Annotated in this window: 15 protein-coding genes; 8 read left to right on the top strand and 7 right to left on the bottom strand. The window is 70.1% G+C overall.

Annotation, left to right across the window (positions count from 1 at the left end):
* The first annotated feature begins 220 nt into the window (after positions 1–220).
* Positions 221–736 (top strand): hypothetical protein, encoded by a 516-nt coding sequence (locus NNJEOMEG_RS18180; RefSeq protein ID WP_173086894.1) that lies wholly within the window; start codon positions 221–223, stop codon positions 734–736.
* A gap of 328 nt (positions 737–1064) precedes the next feature.
* On the opposite strand, the gene lhgD is transcribed toward NNJEOMEG_RS18180, so the two are convergent.
* On the bottom strand, positions 1065–2273 hold the full coding sequence (gene lhgD / locus NNJEOMEG_RS18185; RefSeq protein ID WP_173086895.1) for an L-2-hydroxyglutarate dehydrogenase: 1209 nt from the start codon (positions 2271–2273) through the stop codon (positions 1065–1067).
* Positions 2274–2360: 87 nt separating this feature from the next.
* Here lhgD and NNJEOMEG_RS21060 point away from each other — a divergent pair, with 87 nt between their 5' ends.
* The 5 genes from NNJEOMEG_RS21060 (at position 2361) to NNJEOMEG_RS21065 (ending at position 13065) form a co-directional block, all read left to right on the top strand.
* Positions 2361–5786, top strand: a complete 3426-nt coding sequence (locus NNJEOMEG_RS21060) for a DUF748 domain-containing protein (RefSeq protein WP_173086896.1) — start codon at positions 2361–2363, stop codon at positions 5784–5786.
* A gap of 67 nt (positions 5787–5853) precedes the next feature.
* Entirely contained in the window at positions 5854–7797 is a 1944-nt protein-coding gene (locus tag NNJEOMEG_RS18195) for a hypothetical protein (RefSeq protein WP_173086897.1), read from the top strand.
* A 399-nt stretch (positions 7798–8196) separates the two neighbouring features.
* Entirely contained in the window at positions 8197–10302 is a 2106-nt protein-coding gene (locus NNJEOMEG_RS18200; protein ID WP_173086898.1) for a methyl-accepting chemotaxis protein, read from the top strand.
* A gap of 103 nt (positions 10303–10405) precedes the next feature.
* The gene (locus tag NNJEOMEG_RS18205; protein ID WP_173086899.1) at positions 10406–11383 is read left to right on the top strand and encodes an NAD-dependent epimerase/dehydratase family protein; all 978 of its coding nucleotides are present in this window, start codon (positions 10406–10408) and stop codon (positions 11381–11383) included.
* 107 nt (positions 11384–11490) lie between these two features.
* Positions 11491–13065 (top strand): type VI secretion system contractile sheath domain-containing protein, encoded by a 1575-nt coding sequence (locus NNJEOMEG_RS21065; protein WP_173086900.1) that lies wholly within the window; start codon positions 11491–11493, stop codon positions 13063–13065.
* A 321-nt stretch (positions 13066–13386) separates the two neighbouring features.
* Here NNJEOMEG_RS21065 and NNJEOMEG_RS18215 read toward each other — a convergent pair whose 3' ends face one another.
* Positions 13387–14175 carry a hypothetical protein gene (locus NNJEOMEG_RS18215; protein ID WP_173086901.1) on the bottom strand — a complete coding sequence of 263 codons (789 nt, stop codon included), beginning with the start codon at positions 14173–14175 and terminating at the stop codon, positions 13387–13389.
* A 106-nt stretch (positions 14176–14281) separates the two neighbouring features.
* Here NNJEOMEG_RS18215 and NNJEOMEG_RS18220 point away from each other — a divergent pair, with 106 nt between their 5' ends.
* Together NNJEOMEG_RS18220 and NNJEOMEG_RS18225 are read left to right on the top strand one after the other, a co-directional pair.
* Complete coding sequence (locus tag NNJEOMEG_RS18220) at positions 14282–14851, top strand: C40 family peptidase (RefSeq protein ID WP_173086902.1); 570 nt, start codon at positions 14282–14284, stop codon at positions 14849–14851.
* The gene (locus tag NNJEOMEG_RS18225; RefSeq protein WP_173086903.1) at positions 14848–15582 is read left to right on the top strand and encodes a hypothetical protein; all 735 of its coding nucleotides are present in this window, start codon (positions 14848–14850) and stop codon (positions 15580–15582) included. Before NNJEOMEG_RS18220 ends, NNJEOMEG_RS18225 begins: the two co-directional genes overlap by 4 nt.
* 169 nt (positions 15583–15751) lie before the next feature.
* On the opposite strand, the gene NNJEOMEG_RS18230 is transcribed toward NNJEOMEG_RS18225, so the two are convergent.
* The 5 genes from NNJEOMEG_RS18230 to NNJEOMEG_RS18250 all read right to left on the bottom strand — a co-directional run bounded on the left by NNJEOMEG_RS18230 (position 15752) and on the right by NNJEOMEG_RS18250 (position 24557).
* On the bottom strand, positions 15752–16759 hold the full coding sequence (locus tag NNJEOMEG_RS18230; protein WP_173086904.1) for an Lcl C-terminal domain-containing protein: 1008 nt from the start codon (positions 16757–16759) through the stop codon (positions 15752–15754).
* 162 nt (positions 16760–16921) lie between these two features.
* Positions 16922–18862 (bottom strand): hybrid sensor histidine kinase/response regulator, encoded by a 1941-nt coding sequence (locus NNJEOMEG_RS18235; RefSeq protein WP_173086905.1) that lies wholly within the window; start codon positions 18860–18862, stop codon positions 16922–16924.
* A gap of 482 nt (positions 18863–19344) precedes the next feature.
* Positions 19345–19746, bottom strand: a complete 402-nt coding sequence (locus tag NNJEOMEG_RS18240; RefSeq protein ID WP_173086906.1) for a DUF4150 domain-containing protein — start codon at positions 19744–19746, stop codon at positions 19345–19347.
* A 12-nt stretch (positions 19747–19758) separates the two neighbouring features.
* Entirely contained in the window at positions 19759–20817 is a 1059-nt protein-coding gene (locus tag NNJEOMEG_RS18245) for a pentapeptide repeat-containing protein (RefSeq protein ID WP_173086907.1), read from the bottom strand.
* A 2-nt stretch (positions 20818–20819) separates the two neighbouring features.
* The gene (locus NNJEOMEG_RS18250; protein ID WP_173086908.1) at positions 20820–24557 is read right to left on the bottom strand and encodes a DUF2169 family type VI secretion system accessory protein; all 3738 of its coding nucleotides are present in this window, start codon (positions 24555–24557) and stop codon (positions 20820–20822) included.
* Positions 24558–24568 lie beyond the last annotated feature (11 nt).

Consider the following 24568-nt stretch of genomic DNA (forward strand, 5'->3'; position numbering starts at 1 on the left):
TTGCTGGTCACTCTGACGGCCAAGGCCCATCACATCACCTCCAACCTCTCGATGGCTGGATTCTCGGTCACCTTGCGGAGTTTTTCAACACGCTGTTAACGCAACAGCGGCTGGTGGTGCTGGAGGTGTGGCAACGGGGACCACTGCTGCCAATGGAGGAGCTGGCGGGGCCGGGGCCGTCGTGTCGAAAACCTTTACCGAAATGGGATGGAGCTAGACCATGCTGACCCTTTTGCACTCGCCCTACGACGCGGATTCCCGCGACTTCCTGGCCGCGCTCGGCGTGGCCGAACCTGAAAGCGACGACGTGACCGTGGAGACCGGCGGCCAGGCCGTGCGCATCGTCTCCGACCAGGCCAAGGCCGTGGCCGCGTGCCCGGCGTTCTCCCGTTACCCAACCTTCGTGGCGAGCGACGGCCGCGTCGTCAGCGGCCCGAAGACGTGGCAGGAGTGCCTCGATTTCGAGGCCGCGTCCGGGGGGGGCGGCTTCGCGCCAGACCCCCAGGCCCTGGCGGAGCTTACCCGTCTGGACTTCCTGGCCCGTTTCACCGAGGCCGAGCTGGTGCTGCTCAAGAGCCTGGAAGCCTCCGACCCCAACGTGGGCCTCTTCTGGGAGCAGTGGCGCGCGGCCACCACCGTGCGCGGCGACGACCCCAGGACCGTCCGCGCCCTGGACTACATGACCGCCCAGGGACACCTGGCCCCGGGCAGGAAGGAGGCGATCCTGGCGTTCTAGCTTCGAGGATTTGAAGCCTCGGAAGAGGCTGTCCGGGACCATGCCCGCAGGGTTCGGCCCCGGACCGGCAGGGCGCGGGGCGGGTTCGTGGGCCCGCGCGAACGGAGCGCCCCGGCACGTTCCTGAAGGAACGCGCCGGGGCGCTCTCATGATTGTTCCGGCCCGTGACGCGCCGCACCCTGGCGGAGGCGCGTCCGGGAGGCCCCGGGCGCGATCCGGGCCTCGTGTCGCCATTTTGAAAAACATGAAGATGTTTTTCAAAATGAAAATAAATAGTTTTAGCTGCTTATCGCGACAATCCACATGGACGGACCATGAGAACGCAACGTCAGGCCCCGGCCGACCCCGAGAGGCCCAGCACCGAGTCCGCCAGGCCCGGGGCCATGGCCATGGAGGCCGTGAAGGCCGGGGAGATGGCGTTGAGCACGTGCAGTTCGGCAGGACCCGTCTCGGTGACGAAGTCCATGACCATGGCGTTTTGTTCCACGTCCACCAGCTGGGGCCTGATGCCGGCCTTGGGGCTCGGGAGCACGTCGGCGGGGTCCAGGGCGTCCACAAGGCGGGCCGCGTCGGCGAAGAAGTGCTTGAAAAGGTATTTGCGCGGCTCGCTCAGGGCCACGCGGCGAAACACCGGGCTCGACGCGAAGAGCATGGCGTCGCGCCAGAGGATGGACGGGGCCTCGGCGTCCAGGCCCTTCAGGAGCCCGTAGTTCTCGCGCCCCAGGGCCGGGATGGCCGTGGGGCCAAGGTAGACCTCCCCGTACACCGAGCGCGTGAAGTGCACCCCCAGAAAGGGCGTTGCCGGGTCCGGCACGGGGTAGACGCTGCCGCGCACCAGATGGGCGGCCTGGGGCCTCAGCTTGCGGTAGAGCCCCTTGAAGGGGACGAGCATGTAGCGCAGGCCCTTGCCGAAGGCGTGGGCCAGCCGGTCCGCGTGGGCCCCGGAGGCGTTGGCCATGGCCCCGTAGGCCAGGCGTCCGGCGCTGGTATCCAGTGATCCGGGGCCGGACGGGCCGTGCACGCGCACATTGAAGCGGATTTCAGCGCGCCGGGACTGGCGCAGGTCGTCGCGCAGCCCCGCCAGCACGGCCTTGGGGTCCACCACGGCCGTGAGCGGCGAATGGATGGCCCGGCCCACGGTGCGGGCATGGGGCTCTATCTCGCGCAGTTCGGACTCGTCCACCAGGCTCACGGACGCCCCGGCGCTCTGGGCGCGCTCGAAGAGGGCGTGCAGGCGGGGCAGCTCCTCATGGCATTTCGTCACGATCACCTTGCCGGACTCCTCAAGCGGGAGGCCTCGCTCGCGGCAGTAGGCGCGCATGAGCCGGTTTCCGGCCAGGCAGCTACGTGCGCGGGCGCTGCCGGGGGCGTAGTAGATGCCCGCGTGGAGCACCCCGGAGTTGCGGCCCGAGGCGTGACGCCCAGGGGCTCCTTCTTTTTCCAGCACCAGCACGCGTGCCCCGCGCGCCACCAGTTCCCTGGCCAGTGTCAGGCCGATGATTCCGGCCCCCACCACGACGATTTCCGCTGTTTCCATGGCGGGATACTGCCTTCAGGACAGCGAAAACGCAAGAATCCCCGGAGGGGGATTCCGGCGGAGCGGGAAGCGTGCTAGCAAGGACCCATGCCCTTCACCCCGGAATTCCTCGAAACCCTCGCCCGGATCCGCGCGTGGCTGGCGGGCCTGCCGCGGGCCCTGGCGACCGCCGGGCCGGGCGGAGCGGCCAGGCTGGCCTGCGCGGCGGCGCTCTGGGCGGCGCACGGCGCGCTCCTGTGGCTCCTGGTCTCGGGGGTGGCTGCACCTGCCCTGGCCAAGCGCTGGCTGGCCCTGGAGGCCTCCGCGGCCCTGGGGCGGTCCGTGAGGCTGGAGGAGCTCGCCTTCGATCCCTTCCGCTTCGCCCTGCGCGCCCGGGGTTTTTCCGTGACCGCGCGCGACGGAGGCGTCCTTGCCTCCTTCGAGCGCCTGGAGCTGGACCTGGACCCCCTGGACCTGGCCTCAGGCCGGGCCGCGCTGCGTCGCTTCCACCTGGACAAGCCCTCTCTGCGTCTGGTGCGCGAGGCCGACGGCAGCCTCAACGTCTCCGACCTGCTCCCCGCGCCGGGAAGCCAGGGGACGCGCCGGCGGCGCAGCCTGGAGCTGGTTCCCCCCGGCGTGCGCTTCCGCCTCGAGGACATCCGGGTGTCCGGGGGCTCCGTGGTCTTCGACGACCGCCAGAACGGCGAACTGCAGGAACTGACCAACCTGAGCCTGGACATCGAGTCCCTCTCAAGCGACCAGTCCGGCCCCATGGAGCTCTTCAGCACGCGCGCCGAACTCAACCGCTCGCGCCTCACCCTCACCGTTAGCGCCGACCTCTCCGGCCCGGTCCCGGAACTCCAGGCGCGCCTGGACGCCTCGGACCTGGAACTCAAACGCTACACTCCCTACCTGCTGCCCCTCAAGAAGCCCCTGGACGCCGTGATGGCAGAGGCCGGGTTCACGGCCCGGCTCCTGCTGCCCGGACCGTCCGGAGGGCTTGCCGCGCCCCGCCTGGAGGCCGACGGCCGGATCTCGGGCCTGGCCCTGGACCTGGAGGGCCGCCGCGTGGCCTCGGCCGAGAGCGTGGAGGCCCAGGGCTGGACCCTGGACTTCGCAGACGGCGGCGTGCGCGTGGACCGCCTGGAAGTGCGCGCCCCCGAGCTGCGCCTGACCCGCGACGCGGCCGGAGGCGTGGACCTGGCCGGGCTCTTCGACCCCGCCGTGGAAGACCAGGCCGAGGGGGGACCGCCCCCGGCGGTGCGCGTGGGCGAGGCCGTGGTCTCGGACGGGTCCGTGTGGCTGCGCGACGAGGGCCTGGGCCTGGACGTGGCCCTCACGGGCGTGAAGGCCCGCCTCGAGGGCCTGGACTCGTCGGCCGGGAACTTCGCGGAGCTTACGGCCGAGGCCGCGGGCGACCGGTTCCGGCGCATGGCCCTCTCGGCCAAGGGAGGCTACTCCCCCCTGGACCTCACGGCGGAAGCCTCCCTGGACGGCCTGGACCTGGGCAACCCGCTTCCCTCCCTGAAGCGTCTGCTGCCGAAGCTCACGCTCGCGGGCACGGCCTCGGCCAAGGCCGCGTTGCGGCTCAAAGGGACAGGGGACGCCGTGGCCGGGGGCCTCAACGCCGAAGCCGCGGTCAAGGACCTCAAGGTCGTGGCCGAGGGCCAGGCCCAGCCGCTCCTGGCGGCCCAGTCCCTGGCCGTGTCCGGGGCGATGCTGGACGCGTCCCTGGGCCGCCTCAGGGTGGGGCAGGTGCGCCTCTCGGGGGGAGGGGCGGCCCTCTCGCGCGACGAGCGCGGCGGATTCCCGGCCCTGGAGGCCCTGGCCGGTCCGGCCAGGACCCAGGGGACAGGTCCGGGGGGGGGAGATGGGCCGTCCATGGACATCCGCCTGGACCAGGTCCGCCTGGAGAACTTCTCGGTGGACTACCGCGATCCCTCCCACAAGACCGCCCTGCGGGCCGACCTGGATGAACTCTCCGCGCAGGGCTTCGCTCCCGGCCGCGACGCCCCTCTGGTTTTCGCGGCCAAGGGGCGGCTCCAGCGCCAGGCGGCCTTCTCCCTCTCGGGCGAGGCGCGCCCCATGGCCCCCTCGGCGCGGCTCACGGTCTCTCTCACGGACCTGCCCCTGGCCGACGCGGCCGCCGTGGCGGCCGGACAGACGGCCCAGGGCCTGCCGGTCGCAGTGCAGGCCGGCCGGGCGTCCCTCTCCGGGGAGGCCAACGTGGACCTCTCGGGCGCGCAGCCCAAGGCCTCCTTCAAGGGCGAGGCGGGGCTCTCGGGCCTCAAGCTCGCCAGGCCGGGGGACACGGAACCCTGGCTGGCCCTGTCGCGCCTGGCCGTCAAGGGTGCGGAGTTCGAGCTGGCCCCCTTGCGCGTCCGCCTGGCCTCGCTGGCCCTGGACGAGCCCTTCCTGGCCCTGTCCCTGGACAAGGAGGGCAGGCCCGTCCCGCCCGTGGCGGCCTCCCTGGGCCGGGGGACGTCCACGGCGAGCGCCCCCGCGTCCGGCCCCGCGCCCGAGTGGGGCGTGGGCCGCCTGGAGGTGCGCGCGGGCCGCGTGGTCCTGAGCGCTGGCATGACCGATCCCCCCCTGCCCCTTGAGCTGTCGGCCGTGGAGGCCACCGTGCTGGACCTCTCGAGCGCGTCCCCGGCCCGGCTCGACCTGAAGCTCAAGGCAGGCGAGTGGGGCTGGGGGTGGTTGGCCGGACAGGCCGCACTCACCCCCCAGGGGCCGCGTGCGGACATCAAGGCCGCTCTGGAGAACCTGGACCTCTCCGAACTCTCCCCCCTGGTCCGGCGCTACACCGGCTTCCCGGTGGCCCGGGGCAAACTCTGGCTGAAGACCGACTGCCGCCTGGACGTGGGGTCTGTCGACATGAAGAACAACATCGTGGCCTCGGGCATCCAATTGGGGCGCAAGGCCCCCGTGCCGGGCGGCGGGGACGTGCCCCTGGACCTGGCCGTGAGCCTGCTCACCAACGCCAAGGGCGTCATCGACCTGGACATCCCGGTGTCCGGCAAGCCCGACGCGGCCAAGGCCGACCTGCGCGACGTGATCTCCACGGCCACGGCCGGGGCCTTCGCGCGCATCATGTTTTCGCCCCTGGCCTTCCTCAACGTGGGCCAGGGGTCGGGGGAGGTTGTGCGTCTGGGCTTCGAGCCGGGGTCGGCCGAGCTGACCCCCGAGGCCCGCAAGACCCTCGACGCCCTGGGCGCGGCCGTGGCCGCGCGGCCAAAGCTCAGCCTGGAAATATCGGCCTGGGCCGACCCCGTGGCCGACCCGCCCGCGCTGGCCAAGGCCCGGTCCAGGCCCGAACCCTCGTCGGCGGACGCGCCCCAGCCCACCCCCGAGCCCGGACCGGCCGACCTGGACAACCTGGCCCGGCAGCGTCGGTCGGCCGTGATGGCCTTCCTGGCCAAGGCGGCCAAGCTCCCCGGCGACAGGCTCTACGCCGTGAACACCGAAGCCCAGTCGCCGCCGAAAGTGAAGGGCCAGCCCGACGCCAGGGCCGAGGTCCGCCTGCGCTACTGACCGGGGTCCGCTCACGGCCCGTCACGGAGACGTTGCCGCTGCATCCCTTTCTTTGGTATCGGTGGTCATGGCCGCCCTCGTTCATTCCTTCGCCGTGTTCGACTGCTGTCTCGTGCGCCTGCACGCCCGGCCCCTGGACCAGCTCTTCGCCCTGGCCGGACGGGTCCTGCCGGGCGACGCCGGCCGGGAGGACCTCCACGAATTCGTGCGCCTGCGCCTGCGCGCCGAGGAGGAGGCGCGCGACGGCCCCGGCCTGGAGGCCGCCGGGCTGGGCGCGGTCTACGAGCGCTTTCCGGCCTCCAATCCCTGGAGCCTGGACCCCGAGGCCCTCTACGCTTCGGAGCTGGAGCTTTCCCTGAGCGGAGCACGCCCCGTGCCCGCCGTGCTGGAGCGCGTGCGGGGCCACGTCCGACGGGGCGAGCGGGTGGCCTACGTCACCGACTCCATCCTGCCCGGGGCCTCGCTGCGAAGACTCCTGGAGTCCCACGGCTTCGCGGGCGAGGTCTACTGCGCGGGGGACCTGGGCAAGCGCAAGATCACGGGCTCGCTCTACAACCACGTGCTGGCCGCCGAAGCCCTGGAGCCCGGGCAGCTCAGCCACACCGGCTCCGATCCCCTGGGCGACGCGCGCGCCCCCAAGCGCATGGGCATCCGCGTGTCGCCCTTCACCCAGGCGCGCTTCACCACCCACGAGGAGCACCTGCTCACGCTGCATCGGGCCAGCGCTCCGGAGGCCTCCCGGGTGATGGCCTGCGCGCGTCTGGCTCGGCTGCGCGGGGAGCCGTCCGCCGCGCTGGCCGACACGCGTGCCTTCGCGGCCTCGGTGGCCGCCCCGGCGCTCACGGCCTTCGCGGCCTGGGCCCTGGCCGGAGCCGGGGAGCGGGGGGCGAAGCGGCTCTACTTCCTGGCCCGGGAGGGCGAACTGCCCTGCCTGCTGGCCCAACGTCTGCACCGGGCCTGCGGCGGCCCCGAGCCGCGCTACCTCATGGGCTCACTGGCCGCCTGGAGCGGGCCGCTCCTGGCCGGGCTCGCACGCAAGGATTTGGACTGGCTGGCCGCCGGGAACGAGGGGGCCGGGGCGGTGCAACTCCTGGCGCGGCTCTCGCTGACGCCCGAGGAGCTGCTGCGCGTCTCGGGCCGGAGCATGCCCGCGCTCTATTCCGACAAACCCCTGGACGATGCGGGCCTGGACGCCCTCTGGGAACTCCTGGACGCCCCGGCCGCGCGCGAACTGCTTACGCGCCGCGCCTCGGAGGCTTCGGGGCGTCTGCTGCGCCATCTGGAACAGGAGGGCTGCCTGGAGGAGGGCGTGCTGGCCGTGGCCGACATGGGCTGGACGCTCTCCACGCAGCGCGCCTTGCGGGCCGTGCTGGCCGGGCGCGGCGTGGAGGTGGAGGGCTGGTATTTCGGGCTGTGCTCGGGGCGCATGGGGCGCATGGAGGCCGGGGCGCACCACGCCTTGTTCATGGAGCGCGCGGCGCGCGCGCTGCCCGGCTCCCTGGAGGCGGTGCTCTTCCGCAACGTGCCGCTCATGGAGCGGGCCTTCTCGCGGGCCTCCCACGGGCGCGTGCTGGGGTACTCGGAGCGCGCCGGGCGCGTGGAACCTTCCCTGGGGCCGCCTCCGGCAGGCATGGAGCACACCCGGGAGATTCGCGAAACCTGCCTGGCCTTCGCCGACACCCTGGCGGGCAGCGGCTGGAGCGGCGAAACCCTGCCCGCCCTGGAGGAAACGGCGCGCGAATCCCTGCGCCGCTTTCTGGTGGAGCCGGAGAACGCCATGGCCCGGGCCGTGGACTCGCTGCCGGGTGAGGATGCGCCCCAGCGTCCGCTCCTGCGACGTTTGGGACCGCTGGACGCGTTGCGGGCCTGGCTCTTCTCCCTGGGGTTGGGCGTGGCCCCCAGGCGTCCGCCCCGGTGGGTGGAGGGCTCGGCCGCGCTGTCGGCCGCCTGGATCAGGCCCTACCTCCGCCGCCCCCGACTCATGGCGCTTCTGCGGGCGCATTTTCCTTAGGGTCGCGATTTTGAATAACATGAAGATGTTTTTCATGTTATTATTCAAGAGTTTTTGCTGTTTGTCCTGGGCATCCGGATGGACGGGTTGTGTTGTCGCAACACCAGATCATGAAATCTAGACGGTTGAAGTCTGGATAGTGCTGGATGAGGCGCTCCATCCATTCAGACGGGCGTTGTTATGCGAGACGCGAATGATCATGATGTTTTGGCGCGAAGATGATCCCGAGGTTTGACTTTTTTGTTGGTCTTTTCAGGTTTGTAATGAAGATGTGTTGGTTATTTCTTGCGATACATTCCTCTGTTTGATATTTTATAGTATATTAGAGTGGTGTTCGCTGAGAACGCTCCGCGTCGATCTGGCGCGAAATGCCTGAACTGCAACAAAGTGAGCCGGTCCATGTTTCAGCTGTCCATAAGGGTTCGCCTGCTTCTCGGTTTCGCCACGGTGGCGGTCTTCGCGTTTGTCCTGGGGTATCTCGGGCTCAAGGCCGCAGACACGGGGATGGGGGCGTTCAGTCAGGCCGTCTCCTACGACATGCCCCTGGCCATGGCCGTGGGAGACATGCGCTACCACATGAAGCGCACAGTCAGCGTCACGCGCACCCTGTTCTCCGACGCCCTCACTCCACAGCAGCGCGCCACCCTCTACGAGGAGATCGACAGGGCCCGCAAAGACTACCGCAAGGCCCAGGAGGACGTGGAGAAAATCATGACCTCCGAGGCTCAGAAGCGCCTCTTCGCCCAGCTCAAGGAGCGGCTGGTCCTTGGACGGGAACTCACGGGCAAGGTGTTGGGGCTCGTGAAGGAATACGAGGCCGACCCCACCAAGACGGACAAGCTGCGCCAGGCGTCCCAGGTCACGGTCAACGAGATCGAGGCGGTGGACGCCCAGCTCTATCCCCTGCTCGAGGAAATCCTCGTCCTGGTGCGCCAGGACGCGCAGCAGAAAAAGGTCGAACTTTCCGCCGACCTCGAACGCTCCCGGACTATCGTGCTCTCCGTGTGCGCCGCGGTGGTGCTGGCGGCGCTTCTGCTGGGGCTTCTGGTGACGCGTTCCATCACCTCCCCCATGGCCCAGGTGGGCGAATTCGCCGCAAGAATCACCCAGGGCGACTACGGCCACGCGCTCGAAGTGCGCAGCCGGGACGAGCTGGGGCGCATGGCCGACAACCTGCGCGAGATGGTGGGCCAGCTCAAGAACAAGCTCGGCTTCTCCTCCGGCGTGCTCCACGGCCTCACCACGCCCTGTGCGATCAGCGATATCCAGACCAAGCTGACCTTCACCAACCAGGCCATGCTCGATCTGCTGGAGCTCCCCGGCAAGCCGGATGATTATCTCGGCATGGACGTGGGCGAGTACTTCTATGGCGAAAAGAACCGCTCCACCATCACCAGCAGGGTGCTCCAGGACCGGAGGAACCAGCACGCGGACAACGTGAGCATGACCACCCGCAAGGGGAACGTCGTCGTCTGCTGCGTGGACGTGGCCCCCATCTACGATCTCGACGGGCAGCTCATCGCCGCCATCACCCTGGTTGCCGACATCACCGTCAGCGTCCAGGCCCGGCGCGAGGCCGAGGAGGCCAGGACACAGGGCATGCTCCACGCCGCCGGGCAACTGGAGGGCGTGGTGGGGGTGGTCTCGTCCGCCTCGGAAGACCTGGCAGGGCAGATCGAGCATTCCAGCCAGGGGGCCGGTGAACAGTCGCAGCGCGTGGCCGAGACGGCCGCCGCCATGGAGGAGATGAACGCCACCGTGCTCGAGGTGGCCAGGAACGCCTCCCACGCCGCCGAAACCGTCACCCGGGCCAAGAGCCAGGCCGAGGAGGGGGCGCGCGTCATGAGCCAGCTGGTCACGTTCATCGACCGGGTGCTGGTGAACGCCAAGCAGTCCCAGGAAGACATGGGCATCCTGGGTAAGCAGGCCGAGGGCATCGGCAACGTCCTGGACGTGATCTCCGACATCGCGGACCAGACCAACCTCCTGGCCCTCAACGCGGCCATCGAGGCCGCGCGCGCCGGAGAGGCCGGCAGGGGTTTCGCGGTGGTGGCCGACGAGGTGCGCAAGCTCGCGGAAAAGACCATGACCGCCACCAAGGAAGTGGGCGGCGCCATCCAGGGCATCCAACAGGGCACCCGCAAGAACTACGTCCACGTGGAGCAGGCCGTGGGGGCCATCACCGAGGCCACGCGCCTGGCCAGCGGATCGGGCGAGTCCCTGGGCCAGATCGTGCGCCTGGTGGACGACACCTTCGATCAGGTGCGCTCCATCGCCACGGCCTGCGAACAGCAGTCCGCCGCCAGCGAGGAGATCAAGCGCAGCATCGAGGACATCAGCAGGATCTCCGGAGACACCTCCCAGGCCATGCAGCGCTCCACCGAGGTCGTGGAAGAACTGGCGCGGCAGGCCCAGGTGCTCAAGGGGCTCATCGACCAGATGAAAGGCGGCGCGGGCGCCCCGGCGCTGGCCGTCGCGCCGGGGCGCAGGGCCTTGGCGTCCTAGGGAATCCCCGGGGGGCTCCTGGGGGCTGGCGGCGAAAGGTGTTGTCCCGCCGCGCCCGCCGGTCTATGGTGTGCCCCCAACCACTCGCCCCAAGGAGCCCTTCATGATCCAGGCCTCTCTCGAAGGAAAACGCTGCCTCGTCACCGGCGCGGCGGGCAACGTGGGCTCCAAGCTCTGCGAGGCCCTTCTGGGGGCCGGGGCCTTCGTGGCGGGCGTGGACAACTTCTTCTCCGGCTACCGCTCCAACCTGGAGCCCTTCCAGGACAACCCGTCCTTCGCCTTCCACGAGCGCTCCATCCTGGAGCCGGACCTGCTGCCCGGGCTCGCCGCGCTCCACGGGCGCTTCGACGCCGTGCTGCACATGGCCGCCGTGGTCAGCGTGCCGTGGTCCATGGACCACCCCGAGGAGACCATGGCCGTGAACCGCGACGCCACCCTGGCCCTGCACGCCCAGGCCCGCGAGAGCGGGGCGGGCGGCTTCGTCTTTGCCGGGTCCGCCGCCGAATACGGACTGCCCGTGGAAGGCCCCGTGCGCGAAGACCAGGCCGGGGAGCCCCAAAGCCCCTACGGCTGGGCCAAATACCTGGCCTCGAAACACATCGCGGAATCCGGCTTCGGGGCCAGCGTGCGCTTCTTCAACCTCTACGGCCCGGCCCGGGGCAAGCCCGGCCCCTACGATGGCGTGGTGCGCCGCTTCCTGGCCATGGCCCTGGCGGACAAGCCTCTTACCGTTTTCGGCGACGGCGGCCAGACGCGCGATTTCGTCTGGGTCTACGACGCCGTGCTCGCCGTGCTCCTGGCCGCCGGGCTCGCGGGGGAGCGGGGTCCGCTCGCGGGGGTGTTCAACGTGGGCACCGGGCGCTCCACCAGCGTGCTGGAGCTGGCCCGCATGATCCTGGCCGTCACCGGGCGCGAGCTGCCCGTGCAGAGCCTGCCCGAGCGCGCGGGCGACCTGCGCCACTCCCTGGCCGACACCTCGGCCCTGGCCCTGGCCGCCGGATTCACCCCCGCCACACCTTTCGAGGAAGGCCTGGGGCGCACCCTGGAGTGGTTCACGGCCCATCCGGACGAGCTGGCCTGAGGCCTCGGGCCAGGCCCGGCGGGGGGCTTGCGCCGGGCCTTTTTGCGTGGTCAGGCGGGCGCAAAGCTGCTAGGGATGGGGAAATCCGTTCCGTCCAAGGAGCCGCCATGCCCGCGCCCGTGAGCCCCTACACCATCCTGGCCCTGGCCCCCTTCGCACCCGTGCCCGCCTCGGGCTACCGGCCCCGCGTGGTGGAGGCCGACATCTACACCCTGGACGAGGCCCTGGCCGCCATGGCCCCCAGGCTTTGGGTGGAGCTGCCGCGCGACGTCTGCCCCGAGGGCGGCCTGGACGTGGCCGTCACCTCTTTCGCGGGGTTCCGCCCGGACGGGCTGGTGAAGAACGTGCCCTACCTGGCCGCCCTGGCTGGGTGCGAGGCCTACCTGGGCCAGGCCCGGGCCTCGGGCGCTGCCCCGGAGGACGCGGCCCGGGAGATCCGCTCCCGCTGGCCCTCTCTGCCTCTGGACCTCACCGTGGCCCAGGCCCCGTCCAGGCCCGCGCCCGCCGATTCCCAGGCCCTGGACGACCTGCTCTCCATGGTGGCCACCCAGGACGCCCCCCAGGCCCCGGGCGGCGGCCAGGGGCTGGCCGACTGGCAGGCCCAGGCCGGAACCCTTCTGGCCAGGGCCCTGGCCGCAATCTTCGCCGACGCGGGCTGGCGCTCCCTGGAGGCCGCCTGGAGCGGCGCGCGCTGCCTGGCGCGCAAGGCCGGGGTGAAGGAGGGCGGGCGCGTGCGCCTGAAGCTCTGCGCGGCCCAGGCCGAGACCCTGCCCGACGCCCTGGGCGGGCTCATGGCCCAGATGGTCCAGGACACGCCCCACCTGACCCTGGTGGACCACGCCTTCGCCAACACCCCGGCCGACGTGGAACTGCTCGAACAGGTGCTGGCCTTTGCCGACACCCTGCTGACCCCCACGGTGGCCTGCCTCTCCCTGGAATTCTTCGGCGTGGGCTCCTGGCGGGAGCTCTCGCGCCTGGGCTACCTCAAGGCCGCCCTGGCCGACGCCCGCTTCGCCAAGTTCCGCAAGCTTGCCCAGCACCCGGGGGCCGCGCGCCTGCTGCTCACGCTCAACCGCTTCCTGGAGCGCGCGCCCTACGGGCCGGGGAATCCCGCCCGCCCGGCGGCCTTCACCGAGCAGGGCGCGCCGTGGCTCTCCCCGGCCTGGGCCGTGGGGACCCTGGCGGCCAAGAGCGTGGCGGCCTGCGGCTGGCCCTCGCGCCTGACCGACTACCGCGAGATCTCCCTGGAGGAGCTGGGCGTGTTCGACTCCGGCGAGGGCCCCGCCGCCACCGAGGGGCTCTTCGACGAAAACCGCATCGCGGAGTTCCTGGAGATGGGCGTGTCGCCCCTGGCGGGCGCAAGGGGCAGGGACATGGCCTTCCTGCCGCGCCAGACCGCCCTGGACGGCGGGTCGTTCACCTTCCAGCTTTTCTTCGGGCGCGTGGTGAGCCACCTGCTGGAGGTCCGCGACCAGGCCCCCGAGGAAGACCGGTACGACCCGGCCCAGGCCGTGACCCGGGCGCTGGTGAACCTTTTCAACCAGACCGGCCAGCTGCCGCCGCCCGACCTGGTGGTGGAGGCCGGGGAGAAGAGCGAAGGCCGCCTGGCCCTGGACATCGCCTTCACCCCGCCGCGCCAGGTGATGGGCGGGGAGCGCCTGCGCTTCTCGTTCGTCTGGTAGCGGCGGCGACGCCGCCCGGGCGCATGGAGCTGTCCGGCGCGCGGCTGAGTGCCGTCCGCAAACGGCTCCCGGAACCCCCCGTCAACGGGGTCTGTCCACACGAAAAAGGCCGCCCCCCGCACGCGGGGGACGGCCTCAGTTTGATGACAAAACCCCGAAGCGGGGTTTGCGGGATACGCTTACGGGCGGCAAAGCCGCCCTGCTCCAGGCTGCGCTTCGCGCAGGGCTGCTGAAAAAACCGCAAAGCCGACTTTGTCAGCAGCCTCGGCCGTCCCCGCGAGCGGGGGACGGCCTTTTGTCGTAATGGGGAGAGCGGCTGGGCTATTTGAGCCCCACCACGAACATCTCGGCCTCGTCGCCCTCGGGGAAGGAGCCGAAGGCCACGGCGCGCGGATTGCCCTTCACGCGCACGTAGTAGGACGTGGCGTCGTCCAGGGCGTTCTTCACGGCCCAGGCATCGAACTGGGCCTCGCCCAGGGAGAATTTCACGCCCTTCATGGGGTATTCCAGCACGGCCTTCTCGGGCACCGTGCCGCGCGGCCCCACGCCGTGGGCGTCCACCTCGGCCGCGTCCGCGCCTCCCTGCACCCCGAAGATCGCTCCGGCCCAGGCGTGGCCCTTGGCAGGCCCCACCTCGAACCACTGGCCCAGGCCCGGCAGGGGGTGGATGTCCAGATGGTATTCCGGTTCCACCTTGGGGACGGGGGTGTTGGCCTTGGCCACCAGCTTGGCCATGAGCGAGGCGTCGTCCTTGACGGGCGCTACGCCCTTGAGGGGCGTGGGCAGCGTGGCCGGGTCCAGTTCGCCGCCGTCGCAGAGCACCATCACGGGAAATCCGTGGCCCTTCATGGCCTGGACCATGGCCGCCAGCATGGAGAGGCCGTAGCGCTTGGTTTCGTCCTGGAACGAGGCCAGCTGTCCCCGGATGAGCCACACGGCCGTTTCGGGCTTGGAGATTTCGGAAAACGCGCCCGCCCACTGCATCTTTTCCAGGTCGTCCACCCAGAAATGCCCGTTGACGCCCAGGCCGTAGCGGTGGATCGCCTCGAAGAGCGCGCGCCCCTTGGCTTCGTCCTGTTCCAGGATGGTCACCCAGATGGTCTTGTTCATGGTCCGGCCTTTGCTGGAAGGTTCTTGACGTGGGTTTTCCTTGGCCTCAATGAAGGCTATAGCCAAGGGGCACGGCAAGGACAACAGGATTCAAGGGGGACTGCGCATGACCACCGGGGCCAAGTGGACACTGGCCGTTCTGGCGCTGGCGGCGCTGGCGTTCGCGTCGCTGGGCGCGGGCATGGCCGGGCGCACGTCCCAGGCCGGTCCGGTCCGGCAGGACGCCGCGCGCGACGCCATGTTCTATCTCGCGGCCCTGCGCGGGGAGGCGCTAGGCCTGCGCGGCCCCGGCGACCCTTTCCATTCCCGCCTGACCCGGGCCGCCTTCTCCCAGGCCGGGCGGGGCTACGTGTACGGCGGCGCGGGACCCTCCGGGTTCGACTGCTCGGGCTTCACCAGCTGGAGCTACGCCCAGGCGGGCCACGCCCTTCCGCGCACCTCCGGGGAGCAGTTCCGCCAGGGCCGCGCCGTGGACCCCAAGGCGCTTCGCCAGGGCGACCTGGTGTTCTTCGGCCGGGAGGGCCGGGTGGACCACGTGGGCATCTACCTGGCCGACGGGCGCTTCATCCACAGCTCGCGCCCGGCCGGGGGCGTGGCCGTCTCCAGCCTCGCGGACCCCTACTGGACAAGAACCTACGCGGGCGCGCGACGCCCCGACGCGGGAGGCGCGCCATGAGGCTTTTCCCTGCGGCCGCTCTGGCCCTGCTCAACATCCTGGCGCTGGCCCTGGCCTGCGGACCGGTCCGCGCCATGCCGAAAAACGACATCCAGCTGGTGCAGAGCGCCCGCTTCCCCTTCGACACCACCCTCACGGTGAAGCAGGCCATGGAGCGCTATTTCTACTTCTCCAACATCACGTGGTCGGTGTCCTACGACGTGACCGGGCGCAAGGTGGTGGAGGCGCGGGGCTATTTCGACATGGCCAAGGTGCGCACGCGCACCGACCCCTCCACCTGCGTGAACCGCGCGGGGGTCTCCGTGGGCCTCAATCCGGGCCAGCCCTTCATGGTGCTCCAGTACCGGCCGGACTTCCTGGGCCAGACGGCCCAGCTTTTCTACTCCGGGCTCTGGGAGCTGCACGACGAGGCCCGCCTGGACGACCCGGACCTGCTCTGGGCCAAGGCCCTGGTCACCGACGAGCTGCCCAGCCCCGTGCCCCTGTGCGACATGCCCCTGGACCAGATTTCGCCCCTGGACCAGCTGGCCATCCAGGAGGCTCCGGTGGTCGATCCCGGCGCTCCGGCCGCCGACCCAGCGGCCGAAGCGAAGACCCAAACGCCCCAGGGCACGCCGCGCGTCTCCCCCGACGCGACCAAAAGCCCCCTTCCCCCCGCCGTGCAACCGGCCAGCGACGTGGCCAAAAAGGCCAAGGAGACGCCCCCCACCCCCACCAGCACGGGACGCTGAAGATGCCCGGGGTCGGAAGGCTGTCGGCTCCGCCGCCTAGGGGCTGGTTCGCTCGGCGGAGTGCTTGCGAAGGCCGGACGCTGAAATCGTTGTCGTCGGCCCGATGCTGTCCGGGAAGTTGTCACCGTGCCGCCAGGGTGCGACAGAGGTGAAGATTTGGAGCGGCGATTCAGCGGACGGTGAACGAGGCGCTGGCGAGTTCCTTGTTCCCGTTGAAAACAGTGACTCTGTATATTCCTTGTTGCCAACGGCCCGGCTGGTCGCTCCCGAATGCTTGAGACATGTACACCGCTGAGGGAGGGAGAGGATTGTTCACGGTTGCCGTTGCCTTGTAGGAGCCGTCTTCCTGGGCGCAGACGAACGTCAGTACGAGCGGGAGGCCGAATCGCGCTCCCTGCGCCGGGATGACCTGGGCTTCAGCGATGATGAAACGTGTCTCACCCGTGCGGAATTGGTCCTTGTAGAAGCGATTGCGCGTGTCGGCCGTTGCGCGCCCCGACGCGGAAAACCTGATCTGACCGATGGAAACCGCCGTTTCGAGGCCTTTGTCGGGTGTGCATTGCGCCTGTGCGGATGTTGCGGCCGGGCCTGTGGGAGAAGGCGGTTGGCTGCCTGCCGCCCGAACCGCCAGGGCGCGGAAATCCTTCGATGCGTTCTCCTGTCTGGCCAGAGCTTCGTCGGGGCTGGCCAGGTTGATGGCGTAGACGGTCGCATCTTGGTGCGATTCCCGCGTCCAGGCGATCTTTCCCTGGCTGGCCCAGCCGAAGAGAGGCGTGCGTGGCTGGGGCATCTTGGCCGAGGCCATTCCGAGCGCGGCCAATGTCCTGAGTTGTTCCCTGGTCGGCAGGGACCAGCCGCCGCCATCGAGGTTCAATCCCGTAGCCCAGGCACAGGCGCTGCCCCAGGAGGTGTCCACGTCCTGTCCGGCAGTCCATTGGAGACCTGTTCGCGCATCGTGGAGGATGTTGTCAGCTGAGACCGTGAACCGTCCGCCGGATTCATCCGAGGATGGTTCGCGGGCTATGCGATGCTTCACACCTTGCGCGGCGGCAGGCTGTTGAGGTGTGGGCTTTTTGAGGTATTCTTCGGGGAGTGTGGCTTGGCACAACACGCAGTTCGCGTGCAGCAGCACGAATGCTGCCATGGCTAGAATTGATGCCGTGGTGCGAAATGTCATGATGAGCGCCATTACAGATGGTTAAATCTGGCGATGCATTTCTGCAAAAGATTACTGTACGTGGTCGGCATGCGTCAACGTGTAGTTCCGGTCGATGTCCCCGCCGGTCGCGAGCCGTCCCTCGGGGAAAGTCCTCCGTGGACGGCGTCACGCCGCGCCGTCTCACGCACCGTGCCCCTGCCGGACGGCCTCGCCGGGCAGGAAGGCCCTTCTGCCCCGCGAGGCCTTGGCCAGCGCCACGCGCAGGCGCGAGAGGTCGATGGGCTTGCTCAGGTAGTCGTCCATGCCCGCCGCCAGCACCTGCTCCCGGTAGCCCTTCATGGCGTGGGCCGTGAGGGCCACCACGGGCACGTCGCGGTTGCGCGCCCCGGATTCCAGGGCGCGGATGCGCGCGGCGGTCTCGTAGCCGTCCATGAGCGGCATCTGGATGTCCAGGAGCACGCAGTCGAATTCGGCGCGCTCCAGAAGTTCCAGGGCCTGCAACCCGTTGTCCGCGCAGGCCACGCCATGGCCCCAGCGTTCCAGCTGACGGCTGGTGGCCAGGCGGATGATCCGCTCGTCTTCGGCCAGCAGGATGCGCAGGGGGGGCGTCTGCAGGGTCTCCCAGGCGCGGTCCGCTTCGTCGTGCCTCCCTTGCGAGGGGCTGGCCTCCCGGTAGGGCAGGGCGACGCGCACGGTCGTGCCCCTGCCGAGGGCGCTCGTCAGGTCGATCCGGCCGCCCATGCGCTCCACCAGCCCCTTGACGATGGCCAGGCCCAGGCCCGCGCCCTGGTGCTTGCGGGAATGGGAGGCGTCGGCCTGGATGAAGGGCCGGAAGAGGTCGGGGATGCGTTCGGGCTCGATGCCGATGCCCGTATCCTCCACCGTGAAGACCAGCCGGGGCCCGCCGTCCCCGCGCTCCAGCGCGGCGCGCACGCGCACGCCCCCCGCGTCGGTGAACTTGAGGGCGTTGCCCACCAGGTTGAAGAGCACCTGGCGCACGCGCACCGTGTCGCCCGCGAACCAGGCGGGCATGTCCGGGGCCACGTCCAGGGCGAGTTCCAGGCCCTTGGACCGCGCCTCGGGCGTGAACACGGCCTGCAGGTTGGCCAGGAGCCCCCGGCTGTCCACGGACTCGGCGCACAGCACCATGTAGCCCGCCTCGATGCGCGAGAGGTCCAGGATTTCGTTGAGAACGCGCAGCAGGTTCACGCCCGATTCGGCGGCCATGTCCAGGAGCTTGCGCTGTTCCGCGTCCAGGGGCGAATCGCGCAGGAGGTTCAGCATGCCCAGCATGCCGCTGGTGGGCGTGCGGATTTCGTGGCTCATGTTGGCCAGGAAGGAACTCTTGGCCTGGCTGGCGGCCTGGGCGGCCTTGGTGGAGGCCCGCAGGGACTCCTCCAGGCGCACTTCCAGGGTGGCGTCGCGCAGCATGGCGATCACCAGCGAGGCCCGGGCGTCGGGGCCGCGCACGCAGGTGACGGTGAGGTCGGCCCAGACCGTGCCGCCGTCCTTGCCCACGAGGCGGCTGCGCAGGGAATAGGCCTCGCGCTTGCCCTCCAGCAGCTCCGCCAGCATGCGGGCGCGGGCCGGGGAGGCGTCGGGCGGGGCCAGGGCGTCCCAGGGGCGTCCGCGCAGGTCTTCGGAGTCGTAGCCGAGCATGCTCGTGAAGGCGGGGTTCACCGAGAGGTAGCGCGCCTGGGTGTCGGCCAGGGCGATGCCCGCGCCCGCGCAGCGGAAAACGGCCTCGAAGCGGGCCTGTTCATGGACGGCCTCGGCCACGGCCTTGCGCCGTCCTTGAAGCGCGCCGAGCCCGAAGGCGGCCAGCGCCAGGATCAGCCCGCCCAGGGCCATCCCCTGGTAGCCCGCGGCGAGCAGCTCCACCTCCCACGCCGTGGGGGCAGGCTCGTCCCTTGGGGGGGAATTGGCCGCAAGGCCGACCCGCTCCGGCCAGGCGAGCGCCGCGAGCAGGGTCAGCAAGGCCAGGACCGGAAGCGTGAGAGGAACAGGGAGCGGGGGGGCGCCCGCGCGGACGCGGCGCTGGATCAGCCGCAGGGGAGGATGGTGAACGTCACGATCGGGAATGGCCCTGGCTGAGACCTCGTCGAAAGGGGCGTTACGCATGGCGGCTGCTTCCTTGACGCGGATGCGAGGCGCAAGCAATGCCACTCACGCCAGGCCGTCACGGACCGGCGGTTTGCCTGTCGCAATCCGCGTGTTGTGAGCCCCCACTCACTGCAAATAAGTATGCCTGAACTCAATTTGCGTCGCAAGAGGTTGTTGCTTCATTGTAATGTGGCACACAGTAATGTTGTCTGTCGGGCGTTATCTCGACCATGCTGGAAGGGATTTGTGGTCGGTGATGATCGTAATGCAGGGAAGCGCCGCGCCAGCAGCGCGGCTCGATGTCCGCGAGCCCCCCGCCACGCCGCCGTGGGCGGGCGGGAAGCGGGCCGGACACGCCGCCGAAACAGCCGACCCATGCCATCCCGCCCGAACAGCCCGCTGGCAAGGCGCAGGGAAAAAGCCAAGCCCGAAGCGTATTTCTCATACGTGAGGGTTCGGGTTATTCCCTGCAACGCAGCCAGCGCGGATTTATCAGGCTGCTAGCCCAGGGTGAGCACGGTCACCTGGCTGGGGGCGATGGTCATGCCCACGGCGTTGGGCAGCTCCACCAGGCAGTTCTGCCGCGTGAGGCTGGTGAGGCGCTGGCAGGGCGCGGCGTCCATGAAGATGGTGATGCAGCCCAGGGTGTAGTCGGCCTGGCCGCTCTCCAGGTGGGAGACCACGCCCAGGAGCACGCCCGGCTCGTCGCCCTCGCTCACCAGGCCCATGGACATCTGGTTGATCACGGGCATGCAGTCGATGGTGATGTTGTCGGCCGCGGGTTGGGTGGTGATGGTCTCCGCGATGTTGGGGTAGGGCACGGGCACGGGGACCACCACGGGTGTGAGGCACACGTCGGGGAAGGCCATGTCCACTCCGGCGCCGAGGGTGAGTGCGAACATCGGCGGAACCTCCTAGGCCTGGACCGGGCGGAACGCCTCGGCCTGGGCCATTTCCTGGTTGGGGGAGCGCACGAGCGCGCGCTGGGTGAGTTCGTAGACGGCGTGCTCGTCGTTCATGCCGTGGAAGCAGGCCATGGTCATGTCGGCGCGCGTGAAATCGGCGGCGGTGCAGTCCGCGTGGGAGAAGTCGGCGTGGCGCAGGTCGCACCCGACGAACTTGACCCCCCGGCACCGGGCCTTCTTGAACTGGCAACGGAAGAGGTTGGCCCCGGAGAAGTCCGCCGCGCCCAGGTCGGCCTCGGAGAAGACCGAGTTGTCGAAGACGCCCCCGGTCAGCCTGGCCCCCTTGAGCACGGCCCCAAGGTACATGCACTTGGAGCCCCTGGCCCCGGAGAGGTCCGCCCCCTCCAGGTTGGCCTTGGCGAAGAGGCTGTAGGCGATGCGCGCGCGGGCGAGCTTAACGCCCGCCAGGTTGGAGCCCGAGAAGTTCACCTGGGTGAGCGCAAGCCCCGAGAGGTCCTGCCCGGAGAGGTCGCACCCGGAGAAGAGCGCCTTCTCGAAGCTCACGTCCTTGAGCACCACGCCCTTGAAGTTGCAGCCCGTGAACACGGCCTTGTGCAGGGCCGCGCCGGTGAGATCGGCCTGGGAGAAGTCCGAGGCGCGCAGGGTGAGCTTGTCGAGCCTGGCTCCGGCGAGCCTGGCCCCCGCGAACTTGGCGTTGTCCGCCACGGACCAGTGCACCAAGGCCCCGGAGAGGTCGGCCCCGGTGAAGTCGCAGCGGCCCAGGAGCGTCATCTTGGTGGTGATGTTTTTCAGGCTGGCCCCGGCGAAGCTCGTGCCCGCCAGGTCCATCTTGGTCAGATCGCAGCCGTCCAGGGCCGCTCCGGTGAAGTCGCACTTGCGGAAGCCCGCCTGGTTCACCACGGCGCCGGAGAGGTTCGCGCCCTTGAAGTTCACCCGCTCGAAGCGGATGTGGGTGAGGTCCGCGCCGGAGAGGTCCAGTCCCGAGAGGTCCTGCCCGATGACGGGCCTGCGGTCCCGGGCCGCGTCGAGGATGTCCTGTCTGGTCATGGCTACTCCAGGAGATCGGCCTTGCCGTGCAGGGCCGTCATGGTCAGGTTGGTTCCGTCGAAGCGGGTCTTGCCCACCACGGCCTTGTGGAAGTCCACGCCGAAGCAGCTTGCGCCGCGCAGGTCCGCGGCCACGATGCGCGCCTTGGCGAAGGAGCCGAAGAGGAAGTCCGACCCGGAGAGGTCAGCCCCTTCCAGGTTGGAGCCGGGGAACGACGTGCCCCGGGCCGAGACGCCGCGCAGGCGCGCCCCGGGCAGCTCGGAGTTCTCCACGCGGCAGGCCGTGAAGCTGCCCTTGCGGAAGTCCGCCCCCGGCATCTGGCATTCGCGCACCGAAAGGTGCGTGGCCTGGGCCCCGGTGAAGTCGGCCCCGGGCATCTCGTTCTGGGCCAGCGCGCCCTTGGTGAAGCGCGTCCTGGAGAAGCGCACGCCCTGGCCCTTGCACTGCTGGAGCTGGGTGCTTTTCAGGTCCGCGTCGGAGAAGTCCGCGCCGTCCAGGCCCGTCTTGCGGATGAGCACGCGTTCCATGTCGGCTTCGCGGAAGGAGGCGTTCTTGGCTTCGCACTCCTGCACGGCCATGAGCTTGAGCCTGGCCCCGGAGAACACGGCCCCGGTGAGGTTGGCCTTGCTCAGGGAGGCCAGGCGCAGGTCGGCCCCGGAGAGGTCGGCCCCGGAGAGGTCGGCCTGGGCGAAGCTGGCCTGGTGGAAGTCCGCCCCCGAGAGGTTGGACTTGGCGAAGCTGGTGCGCGTGAGCATGGCCTGGTTGAAACGCGCCCCCTTGAGGCTGGCACCGGAGAAGTCGGCGTTCTGGGCCATGGAGCGCGCGAAGGTGCAGCCGTCGAGCCTGGCCCCGACGAACTTCGTCTCCGTGAGGCGGCAGGCCGTGAAGTCGGCCCCGGCGAGGTCCAGGCCCGAGAGGTCCACCCCGGCCAGGATGGACTGGGCCAGGGAGCGGCCCCCGGCGTGCATCTCGACCACCTCTTCGCGGGTGCGCGGGCGCATGGCGTCCAGGTCCATGCCCGCCTCCTTGAAGCGGGCCTTCATGTCCTCGGGCACGCCCTGGCCCTGGGCCTTTTTGGCGGCCTCGATCTTGGCCTTGGCCTCGGCAAGCTTCTGCTGGCCGGCCTGCCAGCGGGCCTCGGAGTCGGCCCCCAGCTGGCGGGCCTGGGCCGCCGCCTTGGTGATGTCGGCCTCCTTGTCCGGGGTCAGCAGCCCCTGGGCCTTGAGGGCGTCGCGCTTGGATTCCATCTGGGCGGCCATCTCCTCGCCCAGCTGGTCGAAGGGCTTGCGCGGTGCGGCCTTGGCCTCGGCCATCACCTGGTCGAAGTCCTTGCCGTGCTTGGCCATGGCCTCGCGCGCCTGGTTCTCCACGTCCTTCATGGTGGCCTTGAAGCCGTCGAACCTGGCCTCGTGGAAGGCCTTGATCTCGGCGTGGGCCGCCTGGATGAGCCCGGCGATGTCCGGGATGGCCGGGCGCTTTTTGGGCGGGGCCGGGCCGAAGGCGGGCACGGGGTCGTCCTCGGGGATGCCGATGGCCGCCGGGGGCAGGGCGTCGAAGACCCACTCGCGCAGGTCGGCCTTCTGGAGGCGGGCCTCCAGGCAGTCCTTCCCCTGGGGCAGGGGCAGCCAGGCGGCCTTGTCCGAGAGGGGCAGCCAGGGCGCGGCCGGGGCCAGGCGTTCCTGGGCGTCCTTGGGCGCGGTCACCAGCACGTTGGGCGCGTCCTTGAGGGCCTTGGCGGCCTCCTTGGGCGGGGCGATCTTGGGGTCGGCCAGGGCCAGCACGTGGCAGACGTCGCCCACCTCCTGCTCCAGGAGCAGGGCCTCGGGCTCCGAGGCGGCCACCGCCACGGGGGCCACCTCGTCGGGGCCGGGCAGCCAGAGCGCTCCCTCGGCCGAGCCGGGGACCGGCGTCCCCTGCCAGAGGGGCGCGCCCGCCTCGGGCCAGTCCGGCAGAACGAACAGGCGCGTGAGCTTGCGGCCCTCGAAGCGCGGCAGCACCAGGCCCCGGGGGATGGTGAAGGGGCCGGGGGGCAGGCCCCAGTCCGCGCCCTCCTGGGCCAGGGGGGCCGCGTTGTAGCCCAGCCAGGCGCGCGAGAGGGTGGGCGTCTTGAACCCGGCGGACTCCAGGCGGGCCATGAGGGCCGGTTCCCCCTCCAGGGAACGCCGGGCCTGCACGGCGAAGGGGAAGGCCATGCGGTGCCAGGGGCCAAGCCCGTCGTCGGGGTCGGGCAGGAGGTTGTCCGGGTCGATGCCCGCCTTGGCCAGGTGCTCGGGGGCGATCCTGGCCTTCATGGTCTCGCCCATCTCCTTTTTCATGTCGGCCTTCATGGCCGTGAGCGATGCCTTGGTCTGGGCGGCCTTGGCCAGGGACTGGTCGATCTTCTGTGCCGTCTCCAGGAGCTGGGCGCGCCTGGGCGCGAAGGAGGCGGGGTCCAGCACGGCGCGCCAGCCGAACTTGTCCTGCATGTCCCTGGCCATGGCTTCCATCTTGTCCAGGGTGGCCAGGCCCTGGTCCACCACCTTGCGGTTCACGGCGGCCATCTCGGCGGGCTCGCGGGGCATGACGGGGGTCTGGCCCTTGGCCTGGGCCTTGATGCGCTCGATGTCCTTCTTGACGCGTCCGAACTTGAGCAGCTCGCGGTTCACCTTCTGGTTGGCGTCGGGGATCACGGGGGCCACGGGCTTCATGGCCGCGACGCGCCTGTTCTGGGCCTCCAGGTAGTGCTCCAGGGTCTGGGGGGCTGTTCCGGCGGCCTCGGTGGCCAGGTAGACGTAGCGCAGGTCGGCCATGTCGTCGCGTTCGGTGCGGAAGACGCCGCGCCAGACGGCCACGCCGCGCAACACCTCGGGGAAGAGCCACACGGTGTCCATGTTCAGGGCCACTTCCTCGAAGGTGTCCTTCTCGGGCGGGGCCTTGGGGGCCTCCTTGCGCGTGAGGAAGAGCCGGGGCTTGAACTGGGGCAGCCGGAAGGAGACGAGCTGTCGCTCGGGGTGCATGTTCACGATCTCCACGGCCTCGCCGCCCCGGAAGAAGGACTGGTTCCACTGGTCGGGGGGAGCCTGCTGGAAGAAGTCGGGGTCGAGGTCGTCGGGGTAGTAGGGCCAGCGTTCGTTCTTCCAGGCGTCGTCGTAGGTGCCCGCGCGCTTCTGTCGCTCGGGGTGCATCACGTCCAGGGGCAGGAAGGAGGCGGGCTCGGGGGCGTCCTCGGGCGATCCCACGAGCTTGCCGTGGTATTCCACGTTGGGCAGGAAGACGGGCTTCTCCGGCTTCTCGCCCGGCTTGCCGGGGGGCATGCCCCGGCCTTTGGGGTTTCGCGGGTCGGCCTTGCCGCCGTAGGCGCGCTCCCACTCCAGGGGCATGACGGTGAAGGGCTCGGGGTCGGTGACGCCGGTCAAGGCGTTGCCGGTGTAGACCCAGCGCCTGTCGCCGAAGACGTCGAGGGTCTTCTTCACGCCGCCCGCGGAGATGCTCACCTGGGAGGCCAGGCGGGGCTTGCCGCCCGGGGCGAAGCACTTGCCAGCGGCCAGCACCTCGGCGCGCGGCTTGGGCAGGCCCACGTCGAGCACGGGGGGCTTGGGCAGGAGCTTCATCACCTCGGGCCACATCTCGCGGTCGGGCAGGGGGGCTTCGGGGTCGTCGAAGCCGAAGTAGACCATGACCGTGCAGACCAGGCGCATCCTGCCGGCCAGGGCCGTGGGCAGGAACATGGGGCTGTGGTGCGCTTCCTTGAGGATTTTCATCGATGTCCCCG

The sequence above is a fragment of the Fundidesulfovibrio magnetotacticus genome, assembly GCF_013019105.1.
In the GTDB taxonomy this organism is placed as follows: domain Bacteria; phylum Desulfobacterota; class Desulfovibrionia; order Desulfovibrionales; family Desulfovibrionaceae; genus Fundidesulfovibrio; species Fundidesulfovibrio magnetotacticus.

Coding starts and splice junctions, on each gene's coding strand:
- NNJEOMEG_RS18180 (WP_173086894.1), top strand. CDS start 221: ATGCTGACCCTTTTGCACTCGCCCTACGACGCGGATTCCCGCGACTTC.
- lhgD (WP_173086895.1), bottom strand. CDS start 2,273: ATGGAAACAGCGGAAATCGTCGTGGTGGGGGCCGGAATCATCGGCCTG.
- NNJEOMEG_RS21060 (WP_173086896.1), top strand. CDS start 2,361: ATGCCCTTCACCCCGGAATTCCTCGAAACCCTCGCCCGGATCCGCGCG.
- NNJEOMEG_RS18195 (WP_173086897.1), top strand. CDS start 5,854: ATGGCCGCCCTCGTTCATTCCTTCGCCGTGTTCGACTGCTGTCTCGTG.
- NNJEOMEG_RS18200 (WP_173086898.1), top strand. CDS start 8,197: ATGTTTCAGCTGTCCATAAGGGTTCGCCTGCTTCTCGGTTTCGCCACG.
- NNJEOMEG_RS18205 (WP_173086899.1), top strand. CDS start 10,406: ATGATCCAGGCCTCTCTCGAAGGAAAACGCTGCCTCGTCACCGGCGCG.
- NNJEOMEG_RS21065 (WP_173086900.1), top strand. CDS start 11,491: ATGCCCGCGCCCGTGAGCCCCTACACCATCCTGGCCCTGGCCCCCTTC.
- NNJEOMEG_RS18215 (WP_173086901.1), bottom strand. CDS start 14,175: ATGAACAAGACCATCTGGGTGACCATCCTGGAACAGGACGAAGCCAAG.
- NNJEOMEG_RS18220 (WP_173086902.1), top strand. CDS start 14,282: ATGACCACCGGGGCCAAGTGGACACTGGCCGTTCTGGCGCTGGCGGCG.
- NNJEOMEG_RS18225 (WP_173086903.1), top strand. CDS start 14,848: ATGAGGCTTTTCCCTGCGGCCGCTCTGGCCCTGCTCAACATCCTGGCG.
- NNJEOMEG_RS18230 (WP_173086904.1), bottom strand. CDS start 16,759: ATGACATTTCGCACCACGGCATCAATTCTAGCCATGGCAGCATTCGTG.
- NNJEOMEG_RS18235 (WP_173086905.1), bottom strand. CDS start 18,862: ATGCGTAACGCCCCTTTCGACGAGGTCTCAGCCAGGGCCATTCCCGAT.
- NNJEOMEG_RS18240 (WP_173086906.1), bottom strand. CDS start 19,746: ATGTTCGCACTCACCCTCGGCGCCGGAGTGGACATGGCCTTCCCCGAC.
- NNJEOMEG_RS18245 (WP_173086907.1), bottom strand. CDS start 20,817: ATGACCAGACAGGACATCCTCGACGCGGCCCGGGACCGCAGGCCCGTC.
- NNJEOMEG_RS18250 (WP_173086908.1), bottom strand. CDS start 24,557: ATGAAAATCCTCAAGGAAGCGCACCACAGCCCCATGTTCCTGCCCACG.